The organism is Salinirubrum litoreum, from assembly GCF_020567425.1.
GTDB lineage: Archaea > Halobacteriota > Halobacteria > Halobacteriales > Haloferacaceae > Salinirubrum > Salinirubrum litoreum.
In genome coordinates, this window is the sequence record NZ_JAJCVJ010000003.1 from 313,365 (window position 1) to 330,682 (window position 17,318).

The following is a 17,318-nucleotide window of genomic DNA, read 5'->3' on the forward strand; positions in this document are numbered from 1 at the left end:
GGGGCGAACACACCGCACCCACACAACTATCATCGATCGTGAATAACCACGCTGCATGCCCGAACTCACCGACGGCGACCGGGAGCGACTTCGCGCAGCCTTCGACCGACAACTCGACGTCGGCCTGCACCACGGCGCACAACTGGCCGTCTACGTCGACGGTGAGTTGGTCGCGGACTTCGCCGGCGGGACCACCGGCCCCGAGGGTGAACAGACCACGCCTGACACACGACATCTCGTCTTCTCCTGTACGAAACCCTACGCCGGCGTCGGACTCCACCAACTGATCGAACAGGGCGAGGCCGACTACGACGACCCGGTGGTCGACCACTGGCCCACGTTCGCCGACGAGGGGACACAGAAAGCCGAGATCACGATTCGCCACGTGTTGAGCCACACGGCCGGCATCCCCTACGGCGAGTTCGACGACCGTGCCGAGGAGTGGGGCGACTGGGACGCGGTCGTAGAGGCGATGGAGGATATCGACCCCGTCTTCACACCGGGCGAGCGACCCGCCTATCACACCTTCAACTACGGTTGGCTGGTCGGCGAACTGATCCGACGGCTCAGCGGCCAGCACGTCGACGAGTACGTCGCAGAGCACGTCTTCGAGCCACTCGGGATGGAACGGACCTCGATCGGACTCGCCGACGACGAGGCGGACGACGTGGCGACGCTCTCCGGCTTCGAGATGTACGACCGGTGCCGCGATCCGGGTGAGGGACTCGGCATCCCCGCCGCCGAGTCGGCGACGGCGTTCAACGAGGAGTCGGTTCGGCGGGCCGTCATCCCGGCGGCGAACGGGGTCGGCACCGCCCGCGACATGGCGCGCTTCTACGCCTGCATGGCGAACGGCGGCGAACTCGACGGGACGCGCCTGCTCGACGACGAGACGGTCGCGGCGGCGACTCGCACCCACGCCGAGACAGAGTCAGATGGAACGCTCTCGCGGCCAGCACGCTACGCACTCGGCTTCTGGACCGGCGGGCTGGCGAACGACATGTTCGGGTCGCTCAGCCGCGAGCGGATGTTCGGTCACGCCGGCCTCGGGAGCATCTTCGGGTGGGGCGATCCGGAGTTGAACGTCGGGTTCGCGTACGTCACGAACGGGATTCGCGAGGAGTCGTGGGAACACGCCGCCCGCGTCGCCGGGCTCTCGGATGCCGTCCGGTTGGCGCTGTTGGAGTCGCGCTGATCGGGTCCGGCGGGACACGACCGCGACCGGGCGTGCGACAGTTCAGGGTGGACGGCGGCCGAACGACCGCCACGACTCGTAGCAGGCACCGATCGGGTGGTATCCCGGTTCGACCGCCGGTCCCGCCGAGGTATCGTACGGCTCCCCCTGCCGGGAGACACGCTCGTACCAGTTCCCGGCGGGTGCGGTCAACCGGCGCTGTGCGTAGTTCCAGAACCGGTCGTAGTCCGCGAGGTAGCGTCGCTCGCCGGTTCGTTCGTAGAGGACGGCCGCCGCACCGATGGCCTCTGCGACCGGCCAGCCGTACTTGTCGTCGACGATCGGCTCGTCGTTCCGGTCGAGGGTGTAGTGGAACCCGCCGTACAGTTCGTCCCACCCGGCGGTGACCGCGTAGTCGTACAACGACCGGGCACGAGGGAGGAGCCAGTCCGGGGCCGACTCGTGGCTGCGGTCGAGCAGGCCCAGCAACTTCGCCCACTCCACGTGGTGGCCGGGCTGGAACCCCCACGGACGGAACTTGTCCGCCGGCGAGTCCCGGTAGTACTCGAAGTCGTGCGTCCAGTCTGCGGTGTAATGTTCCCAGATACGACCGTCGGTCGGCCCGGTCAGGTCGACGCAAAGCCGCTCCGCGAGACGTGTCGCCCGGTCGAGGTGGGTCCGGTCGTCGGTCGCCTCGTAGGTCGCGAGCAGTGCTTCGCAGGCGTGCATGTTGGCGTTCTGTCCACGGTAGTCCTCCGAATCGGTCCACGTCTCGTCGTACTCGCTGCTGTACAACTCGGCTGAAGGTTCGTAGAATCTGTCGTCGAGTACCGACGCGACGTCAGCGAGCCCTCGCTCGGCACCGTCGACGCCGGCACTGACCGCGCGGGCGAACGCGAGGAGGACGAACGCGTGACCGTAACAGACGCGTCGGGACGACACTGGTGTCCGGCCGTCGAGTCGCCAGTGATAGCCGCCGTGACGGTCGTCGCGGAAGGCCGACCGGAGGGTCTCGACGCCACGCTCGACCTGTCTCTGGAGCGCCGTGTCGGTCGACGGGGCGTCGCCGAACTCGGTCCCGGTCGCGTCCGACTCGGCGGCACAGAACTGGAGTCCTCGCCAGAAGTTCGTCGTGAAGCGAGCGGTCGCCACGACGTGCTTCGCGTGCTGGTCGTAGACGTCGCCCGTCTCCGCGTCGAGTTGTGCGACGAATCCGCCGTTTGCTTCGTCGACACACGTCGGGTAGTAGAACGAGTGGATCGCTCCGGCACGGTCGGCGAGCCACGGTCGGCGACGATACTCGGTCATTGTTCTGTGGACGACGGGTCCGTCTGTGAGCACTCGTCTCGCTGTCCGACTCCGTCGACCGAACCGTCGGGCACCGCAGTGTGCGGGAACAGCGACGAGGACCGGGTCGCCTCGACGCCACCGGTACCGTCGGGTCGCAGGCCGAGGCTCGCTCTGAGGAAGGCGAAGGGCGCGCCCGCAGCCCACGCTTGCGGTGTGCAAGCCGCAGGGTACGTCGTCGGCTGTGCTGTCCGGTCGAACCCACAGTACAGTTCCGGGAGTCGCTGGTGGGAGAACGACGTCGCCGCGTCCAGCACGTGGCGAGCCAGTTCGTCCGCGGCGTCGCCGTAGCCGTGCGCCGACAATCCGAGGGCAGTCAGCGAGGTGTCGTGGGGCCAGACCCCGCCAGCGTGGTACGAGACCGGACTGTAGCCCTTCTCGGCCGCGCTCAGCGTCCTGAGTCCCCAGCCCCCCGCGAGCGCGTCGTCCGTCAACCGCGCTGCGACTGGGTCGACACGCTCGGCCGGAATCGTCTCCATCCAGAGACAGTGGCCGATGTTCGACGTGACCGAGTCGACGATGTCGCCCGTACCGGTCTTGGCGACGGCGTAGAACTGCGCGTCCGGGAGCCAGAACTCCTCGTCGAACCGCGTCCGAAGGGTCGACGCACGAGCCGCGTACTCGTCGAGCGGGCGGGGCGGTGCCGTGTCGGTGTCGATCCGTTCGAGCAACTCCGCACCGTCCGCGAGTGCCCTGCTGGCGTAGCTCTGGACCTCGGCGACCGCGAGGGGGCGACCGGCGGGGGTCCCGTCGGCAGCGCGAATGCTGTCTGCGGTGTCCTTCCACGCCTTGTGCGTCAGCCCGTGGTCCGAGGAGTCGTAGTAGACGAAGGGGTCGTCGGGGCCGCGCTCGGTCGCACGGTAGATCCACTCGAGAGCGTCGCGGAGCGGCGCCCGGAGGTCGGTTGCGAGCGCGGGCGAGTCGAGCCACGCGACCGTCTCTGCGAGCAGGACGACCCACAGCGGTGTCGCGTCGACCGTCCCGTAGTAGGGCGTGTGCGGAATCAGGCCGCGCGCCGCCAGTTCGCCGTTCCGCTGCTCGTGGAGTATCTTCCCCGGTTCCGCCTCGGTCACGGGATCGGTCGTCGTCGCCCGGTGCCGTGCGAGGTACCGGAGCGTCCCGACTGCCAGTGTGGGGGCCACGGGGAGCGTCTGGTACGCGGTGAGCAGTGCGTCCCGACCGAACGGCGTCACGAACCACGGCGTTCCGGCGAGCGGGACCGGTCCCACCGGCGTCTCGGTCGTGAGGGCCGTGAGGTCGGCGGCCGCCTGTTCGACGACGGGACCGTGGCGTGCTTCGGACGTGGGGACCCCCTCGACGTCGATCGGTCCGGCGGTGTCCGACGACAGTTCGTCGGGCGACGTCGACGGCGTACGCCCGTCGAGACCGACCGCGAGTTCGACCGTCCGCGTCCCCTGTGGTGGCACCGTCGGCGACCACGCGAACGCGTCGACCGATGCCTCCACCTCGTCCGACTCGGTCGTGAGTCGGGTCGTGTATCGCGACGTCTCGCCGTCGTGGGCGAACTCGTAGGTCCCGGTCACCACTCCGTCCTCGTGTGCCCGCGTGATCGCTCGCTCGATGGTGCTGTCGAACCCCCGAACCTCGAACAGATCCGCGAAGTCGACGTCGAACGTCACGCGGACCTCGTGTTCGGTCGACTCCGGCGTGTGGTTCGAGACGGTGAGTCGTTGCACGAGTCCCTGCCCCTCGGCGACGGCGGTCGCTCGTCTGGCGACCAGTCCGCTGTGCTTGGGGACGCTCCCCGCCGAGATGTCGTTGACCGTGGGAGTCGCCGGCGCGAGGAGTTCCCGCTGGACGGCCGGCGTCCGAAGCGTCGACTGTAACGTTCGGAGGGGTTGGCCGTCGACGGTCCACTGTAACGCCGAGAGATACCGCGTATCCCGGTGGTACAGCCCTCCGACGTCGTCCCGTGTGAACCGCGTGCTCTCGCCGTCGGGGAGGACGAGATACGTGTAGCCGTCGACGAGTGTCCTCGGTGGCATAGCTCAGGCAGTGTGGTGGCCGGACGACTGCACAGTCGGCGGGTTCGTGCGTAGCATGCACACGACTCAATCGTACACCGAAATAACACTTGTGGGGAATACAACAACTGAACGGGGTTGCTCGCCGGAAGCTTTATTTCGCTGGTCTGACGATACCGTGACATGGCTGGACATGGTAACGGTCAACACACGGCGGCAGTGACAGACGCGCTGAGCCGGCGACGACTACTCCAGCTCGGTGGCACGGCGGCAGCAGCCGGCCTGGCTGGCTGCACCGGCGGTGGTGGGGGTGCCGACGAGATCGACTACTGGAACATCCACAACGGCGACGACTTTCGCGGGCCGATCAACGGGATCGTCGACGGCTTCGAGGAGTCGAACGGGACGACGGTAAACACCCGCTACGTCGACAACGACGACATCGCCGAACAGCTCTCCAGTGCGGTCGCGTCCGACACGCTCCCGAACGTCGGGCTGTTGGCGATCCAGACGATCCAGCGCCTCGGTGCGGACGGCTCGCTCGCACCGGAGAGCACGACCGCGGTCATCGAGGAGATCGGCACCGACGACTTCCGCGACGGCCCGCTCCAGTTCATGAGTTCGGGCGACGGCGGCTACTACGGCGTGCCGGCGGACGCGTGGGTCCAGGGGATCTGGTACCGGCGGAGCGCCTTCGAGGAGGCGGGACTCGACGAACCGGTGACGTGGGACGCGATCTTGGAGGCCGCAGAGACGTTCCACGATCCCGACAACGACACGTACGGCATCGGCTTCGGGACGCAGGTCGACGCGTACGCACGGCAGTGTTTCACGCAGTTCGCCCGCTCGAACGGGGCGCGCGTCCTCGACGCCGACGCCAACGTCGTCTTCGACTCCGACGCGATGGTCGAGACGCTCGAGTACTACCAGGAACTCGGCCAGTACACACCGGGGTCGGTGACGTTCGACGACACGCGGAACCTCTACGGCAACGAGCAGGAACACATGTTCCTCTACTCGTCGTACCTCCTCCCGGACCTGCTCTCGGACGAGGGCGAGGAGATGGTCCAAGACACGGCGCTCGCGCCGGCCACGGAGAACACCCGACGGAGCACCTACGGACAGGTGCTCGGTCACGCGATCTTCGGCGCGGGCGACGCCGCCCTCACCGCCTCCGAGGACCTCGTCACCCACATCATGAGCGGGGACTCGTACGTGTCGTGGGTCCACACCAACCCCGGCGGGACGATGCCCGTCAGGCAGTCGACGGCGGAGAGCGACGCCTACCGTGACAACGACATCATCTCGGCGTGGGGCGAGACGATCGGCCAGATCTCCTCGGCACTGGGGAACATGGACCGGTTCGACGTCGTCGAGGGGACGCTGTTGCCGGAGTTCGGACAGATCTCCAGCCAGTCGCTCGTCGCCGAGGCAGTCAACCGGGTGGTCATCAACGGCGACGACCCCGAGACGGTCGCCACCGAACAGGCCGAGGCGATGCGTAGCGCACTCTCATAATGTCGGTCGGGGGTCGTCTCGTCACGGTGGCCGGACTCGAGCGTTACTTCGAGTCGCCCGCTCAGCGACGCGAGACGCTACTCGGCATCGCGCTCATCCTCCCTTCGGTGGTGCTGATCAGCGGGGTCGTCCTCTACCCCATCGTCTACAACGTCTATCTCAGCTTCACGACGGTCCCCCTGAACCCGAACCAAGCACCGACCTGGGTGGGCCTGTCGAACTACGTCGACCTCGTGACGAGTCCCCGGTTCTGGCAGGCGTTCCGGACGACGCTCGTCTTCACCGTCGGGAGTACGGTCCTCTCGACGCTCGTCGGCCTCGGCGTCGCGTTGCTGTTCGACCGCGAGTTCCGGGGGCGACGACTGGCGCGTGGACTCGTCCTCCTGCCGCACGTCACCCCGATCATCGCGGTGGCGTTCGTCTGGCAGTTCATGCTCAGTCCGCTGTGGGGGACCATCCCGAACATCCTCGCAGAGTGGGGGCTCTACAGCGCCGAGGCCGGACTGCTCTCCCGGCGGAGCACCGCCCTGCCGACGGTCATCGTCTTCTCGGCGTGGCGGAACTTCCCGTTCGCCTTCCTCCTGTTCGTCGCTCGACTCCAGGCGATCCCCGAGTCGATGTACGAGGCCGCACGCATCGACGGTGCCGGGGCCGTCGCACAGTTCAAGGACATCACGCTCCCCGAACTGAAGGGAACCATCGCCATCGTCGTCCTGCTCCGGTTCATCTGGGAGTTCAACGCCTTCGCACAGGTGTGGCTCCTCACCAAGCAGGTGCTCACGCTCCCCATCTTCGCGTACCAGACCGCGTTCGCGAACTTCGAACAGGGACTCGGCGCGGCCATCTCGCTCCTGTTGTTCGTCGTGCAGGCGATGTTCGTCGTCGGCTTCGTCACCCTGTTCGGGGAGGACAAGGTATGATCGGACAGATCACGGCGCAGGTCAGGTCGAGTCTCCGCGTGCTCCGGACGGGGTACCGAAAGGACAGCCGACTCGGAAAGCTCGGCTTCTCCCTCGCGTTGGGGCTCACCCTCCTCGTCTCCCTGCTCCCCTTCTACGTGATGCTGCTGACGAGTCTCACCCCGGACGGACAGATCTACTCGAACACGCCCTCGCTCCTCCCGAACACGATCACGTTCTCGCAGTACACGGTGTTGTTCGGCTCCGAGACGTTCGCCTTCGGTGCGTACTTCCTCAACAGCGCCATCGTCGCCACGGTGACCGCGTCGTTCTCGCTCGTCGTCGGCGTCGTCGGCGCGTACAGTTTCACCCGACTGGAGTTCCCGGGGAACGGACTCGTCCGTCGCGGCGTCGTCGTCGTCTACATGCTGTCGTCGATCACGGTCATCGTCCCGCTGTTCCAACTGATCGCCACGCTCGGGATCGTCGACACCCGACTCAGCCTGTTCATCACCTACACCGTGAGTACGCTCCCGCTGACGCTCTACATGCTCTGGAACTACTTCGAGAGCCTCCCGATCGAGATCGAGGAGGCCGCCCTGCTCGACGGCTACTCCCGGGTGGAGACGATCTACCAGGTCGTCGTCCCGCTGAGCCTGCCCATCCTCGTGGCGGCGTTCCTCTTCGCGTTCAAGATCGCGTGGAACGAGTACATCTTCGCCTCGGTCTTCCTGAAGTCGCAGGCGAAGCTGACGCTCCCCATCGGGATCGAACAGATGAACGCCAACTTCCAGAACGTCTGGGGACAGGTGATGGCCGCGTCGTTCCTGACGACACTACCGATCGTCGTCATGTTCCTCTACCTCGAACAGTACATGGTCGAGGGACTCACCGCCGGCGGGGTGGAGGGCTGAGATGTCGCCGAACGACGGACAGAACGGTGGTGCGGCGGGGAGCCGTGCCACCGACGCGCCCCCGTACACTGAAGCGGACTCGCTCACAGAGCCAGACGTGGACAGTGGCGCAGTCGAACTCTCCAGGCTGACGAAGCAGTTCGGAGAGGCACTGGCCGTGGACGCCGTCGACCTCTCGGTCGCGCCCGGTGAGTTGCTGGTCCTGCTCGGGCCGTCGGGGTGTGGCAAGACGACCACGCTCCGGATGGTCGCGGGACTCGAAGCACTGACGAGCGGCTCGGTGTCGATAGACGGCCGCGACGTCTCCGAGACCACGCCACAGGAGCGTGACGTGGCGATGGTGTTCCAGAACTACGCGCTGTACCCCCACAAGACGGTCCGAGGGAACATCCGCTTCCCCCTGCGGAAGATGGATCTCGACGAGGCGACGATGCGGGACCGCGTCGAGTCGACCGCGTCGTTGCTCGACATTCAGGACCTGCTGGACAAACAACCGGCCGCTCTCAGTGGTGGACAACGCCAGCGTGTCGCCGTCGGGCGCGCACTGGCGCGACGACCGTCCGTACTGCTGATGGACGAGCCGTTGTCGAATCTTGACGCCAAGCTCAAACTCCGCACCCGCTCGGAACTCCGCGACCTCCAGCGACGACTCGGCATCACGACGATCTACGTGACCCACGACCAGGAGGAGGCGATGAGTATCGCAGACCGCATCGCGGTGATGAACCACGGGACGGTCGAACAGGTCGGCACGCCACGGGAGATCTACCGGGAGCCACGGTCGGAGTTCATCGCCTCGTTCGTCGGCGATCCGGCGATGAACCTCTACTCGACGGCGACGGCCGATCCGCTGGTGGACGCACTCACCGAGACCGCCCCCGAGCGCGCCGCACGGGTCGGTATCCGGCCCGAAGACGGGTACGTCGTCGGGGAGGACGGCCCGGTCGGGACGGCACCGGCGTCGCTGACCGCGACCGTCGACTCGACGGTCACGGTCGTCGAACCGCTCGGACGAGCCTACGAGGTCGGCCTCGAGACCGCCACTGCGGAGTGTCTGATACGGACCCGCGACTGCCCCTCGTGAGTCACCGGCGGCGCGTCGGTGTCCGTCGCCTTCGATACGACGGGGATCACCTACTTCGACGGCGACAGCGGGAGGCTCGACGATGGTTGAACTGACACTCACGGACGTCACGAAGCGCTACGACGACACACAGGGAACCGAGGTGGCCGTCGACGACCTCTCGCTGACCGTCGAGGACGAACTCGTGGTCCTGCTCGGCCCCTCGGGGTGTGGCAAGACGACCACGCTCCGGATGATCGCCGGTCTGGAGACGGTGACGGACGGTCGGATCTCGATCGACGGCCGGGACGTGACCGACCTGCACCCGAGCGACCGCTCCATCGCGATGGTGTTTCAGGACTACGGGCTGTACACGACGATGTCGGTCCGCGAGAACATGGCGTACGGGCTGAAACACTCGACGAGTCTGTCGGCGAGCGAGCGTCGTGACCGGGTCGAAGAGATGGCGACCATGTTCGGCATCGAGGACCTCCTGGCGCGGGACGTCTCGGACCTCTCGGGCGGGCAGAAACAGCGTGTCGCGCTCGGCCGAGCGATGGTCCGTGAACCCGACGTCTTCCTGCTCGACGAACCGCTTGCCAGTCTCGACGCGAAGCTTCGCTCGGAGATGCGGACCGAACTCCAGCAGCTACAGTCGAGACTGGACATCACGACGGTGTACGTCACCCACGACCAGAAAGAGGCGATGACGATGGCCGACCGTGTCGTCGTCCTCGACGGCGGTCGCCTCCAGCAGGTCGGTCCCCCCGAGGAGGTGTACGCCTCGCCGACGAACCGGTTCGTCGCGGACTTCCTCGGCAACCCGCCGATGAACCAGCTACCGGCGGTCGTCGTCGACGGTGGTCCCTCGGCGCAGGGGCTCCGATACGCGGGCGATGCGGCGGTGTCGCTCGGCACGGTCCCGGCGTCGACGCGCGGTGTCACGCCCGGCGACGAGGTGATCGCCGGGATGCGTCCGGAGTCGCTCTCGCTGACGGCGTCCGGCCCGGAGACGGCCGGGGCGGCCGAGACGGAGACCACCGGGTTCCCCGGGACGGTCACGGTGACCGAGTACCAGGGCAACGACAACTTCGTCCACTTCGCGGTCGGGGACGAGGCGTTGACGGCGGTCGTCGGTCCGGACGTCGAGTTCTCGCCCGGAGAACGAGTGTCGGTGCACGTCGCGCCGGAGGATCTCTATCTGTTCGATCCTGCGACCGGCGACGCCCTGTCGACCGGGGCGGACGCGCGGGAGCGACGGCCGGGTGCGTCACGGTAGGCGGTCGTCAGTCGCGTCCGAGGCGGAGTGACGATGCGGCGACGTCTTCGACCGTCGCGCGCCATCCACCGACCGTCACTCGGCCGTCTCCAGTGTCGACGGTCAGTGACGCGATGGTCGGCGGCGCGATCCCGAAGTCCGTCTCCACCGGGCCGCTGATCTCGTAGTCGACGATCCGGCCATCGAGCGCCACCGCGGCCTGTGAGTCCGTCCAGTGGCCGTCGACACTGACGGTGAACTGTCTGCCCTCGTCGAGTTCGTCTCTCAGGTCGACGATCAGCCGCCGGGGGTCGAGATATCTGCGCGGGAGCGTGGCGGCGTCCTGCACCTCGGCGGAGGTCTCCCAGACGGTCTGGACGAAGTTCTGGAGCAGGTGTACGAGCGTCGCCTCCTGGGTGATGAGGTACGACCGGTTCGTCGCGCGGGGGTGCCCGCTCCCGTAGATACCGTAGCGCCGATCCGCCGCGACGACCGTGTCTGCCGCACTGCGAAACCGCACCGGGACGTCCGCCGGATAGGTGAGATCCGGAGGCTCGGCGACCCCACTGATCAGCAGTCTGACCGTCACACCCCGCTCGATGGCGTCTGTGACCTCGTCGGCGATTCGTTCGTAGAGGTCGGCGGGCACGGCGACGACGAGCCAGCACTCCGCACGCTTGATCGCTCGCTCGATGTGGCGGACTGCCGTCTCCCGACGACGGGCCATCGTCACGTAGCCGTCTTCACCCTGATCCGTCGCCGTCTCGTCGTACAGTTCCGCGAGCCCTTCGGTGACCGACTCGATCTGTGAGTTCAGCGCCGTGACTCGCCGCTCGCGCAGGTCCTCGAGCACCGTCTCGGGTCTCGGTGCCATCACGACTTTCCCGCGACTCCCGGACCGGAGTTCGACCAACCCCATCGACTCGAGGTCGGCGAGTACGTCGTAGATACGTCCCTGTGGAACGTCCGACAGTTCTACCAGGTCGTTCGGCCGCGCCTGTCCCGCTTCGACCGCCGCGACGTACGCCTGGGACTGGTACGTCGTGAGGCCGAGGTCCTGTAGTTGACTCGTGAGTGCTGGATCGGTCATCGGTCGGTGTCGTCGTCACTCCGCGTTCGGCGTCGTCTGCTCATACTCTCTCCGCGTGCACGTCCACTGTGTCGGCCCGCACCTATATAAAACCACGAATCGTGGTTGTCTTTATGTCTACGTACGGACGCCCCCCGGACGCCTCGTTTGCGGACGCGACGACGGTGCTCTCGCCGCCGGGCAGTGGACAGGGACACTGGGTCGGCGCGCCGTGTGTCCACCGGCACGGAGACCAGACGTACCTCGCCGTCCGGTGGCGGACCCCCGAGGAGCGCGGCCACGCGGTCACGGTGTACGAGTACGACGGCCCGGCGTCGCTCTCGGAGTGTGCGCGGATCACCGCCGACGACCTCGGCGTCGTCAGTGTCGAACGTGCCGCACTCTGTACGAACCCGCGAACCGGCGACCTCCAGTGTTACCTTCCCGTCGACCGGGGCGGGAACGACTGGGTCATCCAGAAACTCGGTGACGTCGCCGACCCGGAGACGTTCGATCCGACGACCGCACACACCGTCCTCGCACCGACACCGGGAACCACCGACGGCGGAACGGTCAAGGACCCCGTCGTCGACGTCGTCGGCGGACAGTACGTCATGTTCTACGCCGGCGCGGACGGACTGTCCGAACAGGCGCACCTCGCCACCAGCGTCGACGGGGAGACGTGGACGAAACACTTGGACAACCCGGTCGTCGACCGCGCCTACTGGCACGACCACCACGTCCGCGTGTCGACGGTCGTCCCGGCCACCGACGCCCCGGTGTGGCTGGTGTTCTACGACGGGAGCGGCGTGGCCGACCACGGCCGGACGTGGAACCTCCGGACGGGGATGGCCGTCTCGCCAGATCTCAGGCGCGTCACCGACACGTCCCCGGACGGGCCGGTGTACGAGTCCCCGGTCGCCGACCGCGCGACCGGTGTCGACTCCTTTGCGACCTGCCGGTATCTCGATGTCCTGCGACACGACGACGAGTGGGAACTCTTCGCCGAGGTGGCGCGCCCGGACGAGTCGTTCGAGTTGCGTCACCTGCGCACCGACCCACCGTGAACCCCGTCCCGACGGCGGCCGCCTCACCCGGTGCCACTGTCTCGTCACACCGACGCCGTGAAACGACGTCGTCCACGAGGAGTCACAGCCCACGCAATGTGCGCGTCCGAACTCGTCGAGGACTACCTCGTCGTGTGGTCACTCTGTGCGGTCTGGCTGGGAGTCGCCGTGCCGAGAAACGGTAACCCGAACCAATCGGCGCCTGTCGCGATCGAGGTCTGGAGGAGGAGTCCACCGATGAGCACACCGACACTACCAACAACGGGCTGAACGAGCGGAGGGCACCGAAGCTCAGAGAGCACAGTGGCCCGGATGAGCGACTCTGGGCGATGATTCCCTCCTCAGCGAATGCTCCTTCCTCGAGATGTCGTCGGAACCGTAGAGGAGTGTCAGATCCTTTGCCTTCTCGATCGACAAGTAATTAAAATCTCGACGAGAGACGCAGCACAAATGCCCTCCACTCCCGCAATCGAGTTCGACAGCATCTCGAAGCAGTTCGGGGACGTCACTGCGCTTCACGATCTCGACCTGACTGTAGAAGAAGGAGAGATCTACGGCTTTCTGGGTCCGAACGGTGCCGGAAAGTCTACCGCAATCAACATTCTGCTGGGGTTTCTGCCCCCGACCGATGGACAGGCGACCGTCCTCGGATACGGGACCCAGACCGAGTCGACGACGCTCCGGCAGCATCTCGGCGTGCTCCCCGAAGGATATCAAGTGTATGGCCGTCTCACCGGACGGGAGCATCTCGAAGTCGCTGCGGAGTCGAAGGGTGCGACGCCAGAGTACGATCGACTGTTAGACCGAGTCGGAATCCGGGAGGCGGCCGACCGGAAGGCGGGAACGTATTCGAAGGGGATGACCCAGCGCCTCGTCTTCGGGATGGCACTGGTCGGAGAGCCAGATCTCTTGATTCTCGATGAGCCGTCGAGCGGACTCGACCCGAATGGTGCAAAGGAGATGCGTGAGATCATCCTCGAAGAGAACGACCGCGGAACGACGGTGTTCTTCTCGAGTCACATCCTCAGTCAGGTCGAAGCCGTCTGCGACCGGGTCGGCATCCTTCGGGCCGGGAGTCTGATCGCCGAAGATTCGATTCAGGGGCTGCGGCAGACGGTCGACACGGGTGACGTCTTGACGGTCAGTCTCGATTCCGTCACCGACGACTGTGTCACAGCCGTCGAGACACTCGACGGTGTCTCAGACGTGCAGACCGAACGCCGGGAGTTAACTGTCACCCTGGACGGAGGGTCGAAGACCGCTGTGTTGCAAGCGCTGGAGTCGACTGGAGCCGAGGTGAGAGACTTCTCGACGGAGGAAAAATCCTTGGAGGAGCTATTCACCGCCTACACCGAACCCGAGGGGCGCTCGGCGTGAGCATCCGAGTCGTCGCGAAAGTCGACCTCCGGGAGACAGGTCGGTCGTGGCGCCTGCTGGGGTTGGGCGCCGCGTACGTCTTCTTTTTCACAGGCGCGGCTGCCATCTTCGTCTCGTTAGGGCAGCTTCCAGGTGTCGTCCCAGTGAGTCCGGGGTTTACTGGGGCGCTCGTACACCCATTGGGGCTGTTGTTCCCCGTCGTCGGCATCCTGCTCGGCTATCGGACGATCATCGGTGAGCGCGTGAGTGGAACCATCCGGCTTCTGCTGTCGTTGCCTCACGCTCGGGTCGACCTCGTGGTGGGAAAACTCACCAGTCGTATCGTGCTCGTGTCGACGACGGCAACCCTCGGGGCGATGTGTGGGTATCTCGCTTCGGCGCTGTTCGAGGGGTCGATTAGCGGGCTGGAGTACGCGTTGGTGATTGCGCTGGCGCTCGTGTTACAGGCGACCTTCGTCGCGATCAGTGTTGGGCTGTCGGCGGGAATCGAGTCGGAAACAATGGTCGTCGCTACTGCGCTCGGTTCGGTACTCCTGTTCGCGGTCCTCTGGCAGGGCGTCGTACAGACACTTGTGAGTCTCGTCTCGGCGATGGGTGCCTCAGCGATCGCAGAACCATTCACCGTAATCTTAAACGCGGTCAATCCCGTTCTCGCGTTCTCACGACTCGCCTCGCTGGTACTCGGTACCGGGGGACAGGTCTCGTCGCCGTGGCACGAGTGGGTAGTTCCCGCACTCGTCTTGCTCTCTTGGCTCGTTCTTCCGGTCTTGCTCGGCGTGAAACGGTTCGAGGGTGCAGAGATATCGTGACAGTTCACGGGGTAATACGGGGACACTACATTCGTGGAGCGGCTACGAGAGGTGCGCAGTCCGAAAGCGGTAATACCCGATGCCGAGAGGAACGAGCCCCCAGAGAAGCAACAGCGGGAACCCGACCCATTCTTGCATGTACACCGCAGTCGAGTCGGGATAGAACGTGAGCTCTCTGTACGCCGGGATGACAGTCCGGACAGCATACATGAACGAGGTCGACGGATTCGCCAGTCCGATGAACTTGAACCAGTCGGGGAGCCCCCCGTCGGGCACCTGCGGTCCATAGACCGCCAGTTGTAAGAAGAGCAGCAAGATGTCCCATCCGATGATGAACAGAAGATACGCAGCACTCGCACCGACCAGTGCCTTCTCCTTCGATTCCAGGATCGAGGAGATGCCGATCGCGAGAGCGATATACATCGTTCCGTAGAGGGCGGTGAGTCCAGTGTAGATTCCAAAGATGCGGACATCGAACGTCTCGTAGGTTGCGAGTGCGATCGTGCCAGCAACCGCATACCCGATTCCGATCGACACGAGCACGACCAGCGTCTGGCCGATGAACTTCCCAAAGACGACATCCGCCCGTGAGTTCGGTAAGCTCAGCAGTAGTCTGAGGCTGCCCGTCTGTCGCTCGTTCGCTATCGCACCGTATCCGACGGCGAGTCCGATCATCGGAACGAAGAAGACGGTTGGCTGTCGCATGCTGTTGAGCAGTGCCAACGTACTGGTGTCGTACTCACCAGTCAGGTACGTCGGCGGGACGTGCTGAATGAGAGCGAGACCGCCGGCAAATAGGGTGAACACACCGATGAGGGTGATAAGCGAGTACGACCGGATCGAATCCGTGAATTCCTTTTTGGCGACAGCTCTGAGACTCATCAATTTCCCGTTTATACGTAACCAAGTTGTGATTTTCGGTTGACACGCAGCAGTGGCCGATCGAAAATGTGGATAGAGAAGTTCAGAACTGTAGACCTGCGGCCTGCCCCCGAAAGAGAGGTTCACAGCCGAGACGAGCCACCGTCGGGGTTACGGGGAGTCGAGGAGAGAGCTCCGCTGTTCAGGGTGGGAAGGATGTCACCGCTGTAGACGATCCGCCGCTCGTCGACGTCCTGGTGTGCGGCGATGCGAGCCAGTGGGAACGCAGTCGCCAGACAGTCCGGGTCCGGGTGTAGTGGCAGACGATGACAGTTCGTCGCCGCTCTCGATGAGGGCCGACAGCGCGTCGAGGGCGGGGATCGTGGCTCTGTCGTCCCTTCGACGGACGGTGAGAAGATTCTACGGCCTGACCACGCGGTGGAGGCCGTCGCCCGACCGGAATCGACCGCTACGCCGAGGCGGCCGCGCCCGCCTCGACGCGCGTCTTGAGGTTCTCCAGAGTCGTCCGGAGTTCCCGCTCGTTGTATCGCCTGACGAACGGTTTGACGACGGCGTCGAGCACCGGAATCGGGATCTCGTAGCGCCCGACGTAGGTGACGACCGTCTCGTCGCCGTCCGCCGTGAACGTCCACTCGATCTCACCCGACAGGTCGCCGGACATCTCCCACAGGATGTGCGCCTCGGGGTCGTACTCGACCGCTTCGATCTCCCCGTCGAGGTCGATACCGGCCATCGTGTAGGTGTAGGCCACTCGCTTCCCGCCGTTCGACAGTTCCTCCAGCGTCTCCGAGTGGGTGAGACTGGGCGTGATCTCGGGTTGGTTCTCCGGGCGATCCATGTACTCGAACACCTCAGCTACCGGCGCGTCGATCCGTACCGTCTCTTCGACTTCGAGCATGGTTGGTACCTCCCCTCACCCTACGCAGCCTCGCCCCGTAGGCGTTGTCATCGACAGTCGTTCACACGGTCACCGAGGGCCGACAACTGGACGACCTGTCGTCACCAGACGCTCCCGTCGTACTCGAACGTCAGGTCGGCGGCGGCGTCCGGGGGGATGCCCAGCGCCGCGAACCGGTCGCGGATCGACTCGCGGAGGTCTCCTTCGGCGCGTTCGGCACCGGGAGGTCCGTGGACGGTCACCCCTATTGTGCCCGCGCGGTCGACGTTCAGGACGTACGTCCACCGGCCGTCGCGGTCGGTCAGTTCTGCCCGCCCGACGACGAACCAGAGTTCGCCGGCGTCCGCGCCGTCGGTGGTGTACTGGTAGACGACGCCGCCCTGCCCGTCGCCGCTCGTCCGGACGATGGGTGACCCCTCGGCCTCGAACGCTGCGTACACCGGCGCGAGGCGGAGTCGCTCGTCGGCGTACGTCTGTGGCGTCTCGCCGTCGGCGGCCCGTGATCGCAGCTCATCGACGTACCCCTCGGCGGTCGCACGGTCGACCCCGAGGGCGAGTTGGAGCCGGTCGGTCAGCCAGGCCGGTGGGAGGCGGTCGGAGTCGACCGGGGTGTACTCGCGCCCGTAGACCACCAGTTCGGTGCGGTCCCCGTCGGCGACGGTCAGGTGTAACTCGACCCCGCTCTCGTGGTGGAACACGACACGGGTGACCTCGTAGTCGTCACCCAGTGCCGCGTCGAGCGCGGTGACTCCATCGGGGTGGAAGCCAACCGAATCGACCCTCTCGACGGCGTAGCCGGACGATTCGGCCGTCGTCAGCACCTCGTCGTAGTCGTAGACTGCGGTCGTGTTCGCGGTGTAGGTCGCCTGGTCGAACGAGTAAAGGATCACACCGAACGCGGCGTACGCGGCCACCACGACGAGCACTGCGGCGACCAGCAGGAGTCCCAGTGTCCGGAGCGCTTTCATGACAATAGTACAACAGGCGGGGCGATATACCCGGGTCTCGGCTCTCACGGGGTGAGAAACGGGACTGCGGCGGTGGTACGGGGGATCGAG

General features: G+C 65.8%; 15 protein-coding genes and 1 pseudogene. 9 read left to right on the forward strand and 7 right to left on the reverse strand.

Going from position 1 to position 17,318, the window contains the following annotated elements:
• Positions 1-55: 55 nt before the first annotated feature.
• The gene (locus tag LI337_RS17355) at positions 56-1,195 is read left to right on the forward strand and encodes a serine hydrolase domain-containing protein (RefSeq protein ID WP_227231181.1); all 1,140 of its coding nucleotides are present in this window, start codon (positions 56-58) and stop codon (positions 1,193-1,195) included.
• Positions 1,196-1,237: 42 nt separating this feature from the next.
• Here LI337_RS17355 and LI337_RS17360 read toward each other — a convergent pair whose 3' ends face one another.
• Positions 1,238-2,482 (reverse strand): AGE family epimerase/isomerase, encoded by a 1,245-nt coding sequence (locus LI337_RS17360; protein WP_227231182.1) that lies wholly within the window; start codon positions 2,480-2,482, stop codon positions 1,238-1,240.
• A complete protein-coding gene (locus tag LI337_RS17365; RefSeq protein ID WP_227231183.1) occupies positions 2,479-4,527 on the reverse strand; it encodes an amylo-alpha-1,6-glucosidase in 2,049 nt (682 codons plus the stop codon). Before LI337_RS17365 ends, LI337_RS17360 begins: the two co-directional genes overlap by 4 nt.
• A gap of 162 nt (positions 4,528-4,689) precedes the next feature.
• On the opposite strand from LI337_RS17365, the gene LI337_RS17370 reads away from it, so the two are divergent.
• The 5 genes from LI337_RS17370 to LI337_RS17390 all read left to right on the forward strand — a co-directional run bounded on the left by LI337_RS17370 (position 4,690) and on the right by LI337_RS17390 (position 10,179).
• Positions 4,690-6,024 (forward strand): ABC transporter substrate-binding protein, encoded by a 1,335-nt coding sequence (locus LI337_RS17370; protein ID WP_227231184.1) that lies wholly within the window; start codon positions 4,690-4,692, stop codon positions 6,022-6,024.
• Between the two features lie 26 nt (positions 6,025-6,050).
• Complete coding sequence (locus tag LI337_RS17375) at positions 6,051-6,944, forward strand: carbohydrate ABC transporter permease (protein ID WP_227231185.1); 894 nt, start codon at positions 6,051-6,053, stop codon at positions 6,942-6,944.
• Complete coding sequence (locus LI337_RS17380; RefSeq protein WP_227231186.1) at positions 6,941-7,837, forward strand: carbohydrate ABC transporter permease; 897 nt, start codon at positions 6,941-6,943, stop codon at positions 7,835-7,837. Before LI337_RS17375 ends, LI337_RS17380 begins: the two co-directional genes overlap by 4 nt.
• Position 7,838: 1 nt before the next feature.
• Complete coding sequence (locus LI337_RS17385) at positions 7,839-8,921, forward strand: ABC transporter ATP-binding protein (RefSeq protein WP_227231187.1); 1,083 nt, start codon at positions 7,839-7,841, stop codon at positions 8,919-8,921.
• Positions 8,922-9,003: 82 nt separating this feature from the next.
• Positions 9,004-10,179, forward strand: a complete 1,176-nt coding sequence (locus tag LI337_RS17390) for an ABC transporter ATP-binding protein (protein ID WP_227231188.1) — start codon at positions 9,004-9,006, stop codon at positions 10,177-10,179.
• 7 nt (positions 10,180-10,186) lie between these two features.
• Here the strand turns inward: LI337_RS17390 and LI337_RS17395 are convergent, their stop codons facing one another.
• Positions 10,187-11,248 carry a TrmB family transcriptional regulator gene (locus LI337_RS17395; RefSeq protein WP_227231189.1) on the reverse strand — a complete coding sequence of 354 codons (1,062 nt, stop codon included), beginning with the start codon at positions 11,246-11,248 and terminating at the stop codon, positions 10,187-10,189.
• A gap of 113 nt (positions 11,249-11,361) precedes the next feature.
• Between LI337_RS17395 and LI337_RS17400 the strand changes: the two genes are divergently transcribed.
• The 3 genes from LI337_RS17400 to LI337_RS17410 all read left to right on the forward strand — a co-directional run bounded on the left by LI337_RS17400 (position 11,362) and on the right by LI337_RS17410 (position 14,480).
• The gene (locus LI337_RS17400; RefSeq protein WP_227231190.1) at positions 11,362-12,294 is read left to right on the forward strand and encodes a glycoside hydrolase family protein; all 933 of its coding nucleotides are present in this window, start codon (positions 11,362-11,364) and stop codon (positions 12,292-12,294) included.
• Between the two features lie 450 nt (positions 12,295-12,744).
• Positions 12,745-13,671 (forward strand): ABC transporter ATP-binding protein, encoded by a 927-nt coding sequence (locus LI337_RS17405; RefSeq protein WP_227231422.1) that lies wholly within the window; start codon positions 12,745-12,747, stop codon positions 13,669-13,671.
• Complete coding sequence (locus LI337_RS17410; RefSeq protein ID WP_227231191.1) at positions 13,668-14,480, forward strand: ABC transporter permease subunit; 813 nt, start codon at positions 13,668-13,670, stop codon at positions 14,478-14,480. The genes LI337_RS17405 and LI337_RS17410 overlap by 4 nt, the downstream gene beginning before the upstream one ends.
• 42 nt (positions 14,481-14,522) lie before the next feature.
• On the opposite strand, the gene LI337_RS17415 is transcribed toward LI337_RS17410, so the two are convergent.
• From LI337_RS17415 to LI337_RS17425, 4 genes and pseudogenes are all read right to left on the reverse strand, one after another.
• Positions 14,523-15,362 (reverse strand): ABC transporter permease, encoded by an 840-nt coding sequence (locus LI337_RS17415; RefSeq protein ID WP_227231192.1) that lies wholly within the window; start codon positions 15,360-15,362, stop codon positions 14,523-14,525.
• Between the two features lie 194 nt (positions 15,363-15,556).
• Positions 15,557-15,669 (reverse strand): annotated as a pseudogene (locus LI337_RS20325) (DHH family phosphoesterase); the annotation flags it as partial.
• A 141-nt stretch (positions 15,670-15,810) separates the two neighbouring features.
• On the reverse strand, positions 15,811-16,260 hold the full coding sequence (locus LI337_RS17420; RefSeq protein ID WP_227231193.1) for an SRPBCC family protein: 450 nt from the start codon (positions 16,258-16,260) through the stop codon (positions 15,811-15,813).
• Between the two features lie 101 nt (positions 16,261-16,361).
• Entirely contained in the window at positions 16,362-17,228 is an 867-nt protein-coding gene (locus LI337_RS17425) for a hypothetical protein (RefSeq protein ID WP_227231194.1), read from the reverse strand.
• Positions 17,229-17,318: the final 90 nt, after the last annotated feature.

Excerpts from the sequence above, each read along its gene's own strand:
- LI337_RS17395 (WP_227231189.1), bottom strand. The coding sequence starts at position 11,248 with ATGACCGATCCAGCACTCACGAGTCAACTACAGGACCTCGGCCTCACG.
- LI337_RS17405 (WP_227231422.1), top strand. The coding sequence starts at position 12,745 with ATGCCCTCCACTCCCGCAATCGAGTTCGACAGCATCTCGAAGCAGTTC.
- LI337_RS17400 (WP_227231190.1), top strand. The coding sequence starts at position 11,362 with ATGTCTACGTACGGACGCCCCCCGGACGCCTCGTTTGCGGACGCGACG.
- LI337_RS17420 (WP_227231193.1), bottom strand. The coding sequence starts at position 16,260 with ATGCTCGAAGTCGAAGAGACGGTACGGATCGACGCGCCGGTAGCTGAG.
- LI337_RS17360 (WP_227231182.1), bottom strand. The coding sequence starts at position 2,482 with ATGACCGAGTATCGTCGCCGACCGTGGCTCGCCGACCGTGCCGGAGCG.
- LI337_RS17415 (WP_227231192.1), bottom strand. The coding sequence starts at position 15,362 with ATGAGTCTCAGAGCTGTCGCCAAAAAGGAATTCACGGATTCGATCCGG.
- LI337_RS17390 (WP_227231188.1), top strand. The coding sequence starts at position 9,004 with ATGGTTGAACTGACACTCACGGACGTCACGAAGCGCTACGACGACACA.
- LI337_RS17380 (WP_227231186.1), top strand. The coding sequence starts at position 6,941 with ATGATCGGACAGATCACGGCGCAGGTCAGGTCGAGTCTCCGCGTGCTC.
- LI337_RS17355 (WP_227231181.1), top strand. The coding sequence starts at position 56 with ATGCCCGAACTCACCGACGGCGACCGGGAGCGACTTCGCGCAGCCTTC.
- LI337_RS17425 (WP_227231194.1), bottom strand. The coding sequence starts at position 17,228 with ATGAAAGCGCTCCGGACACTGGGACTCCTGCTGGTCGCCGCAGTGCTC.
- LI337_RS17365 (WP_227231183.1), bottom strand. The coding sequence starts at position 4,527 with ATGCCACCGAGGACACTCGTCGACGGCTACACGTATCTCGTCCTCCCC.
- LI337_RS17385 (WP_227231187.1), top strand. The coding sequence starts at position 7,839 with ATGTCGCCGAACGACGGACAGAACGGTGGTGCGGCGGGGAGCCGTGCC.
- LI337_RS17370 (WP_227231184.1), top strand. The coding sequence starts at position 4,690 with ATGGCTGGACATGGTAACGGTCAACACACGGCGGCAGTGACAGACGCG.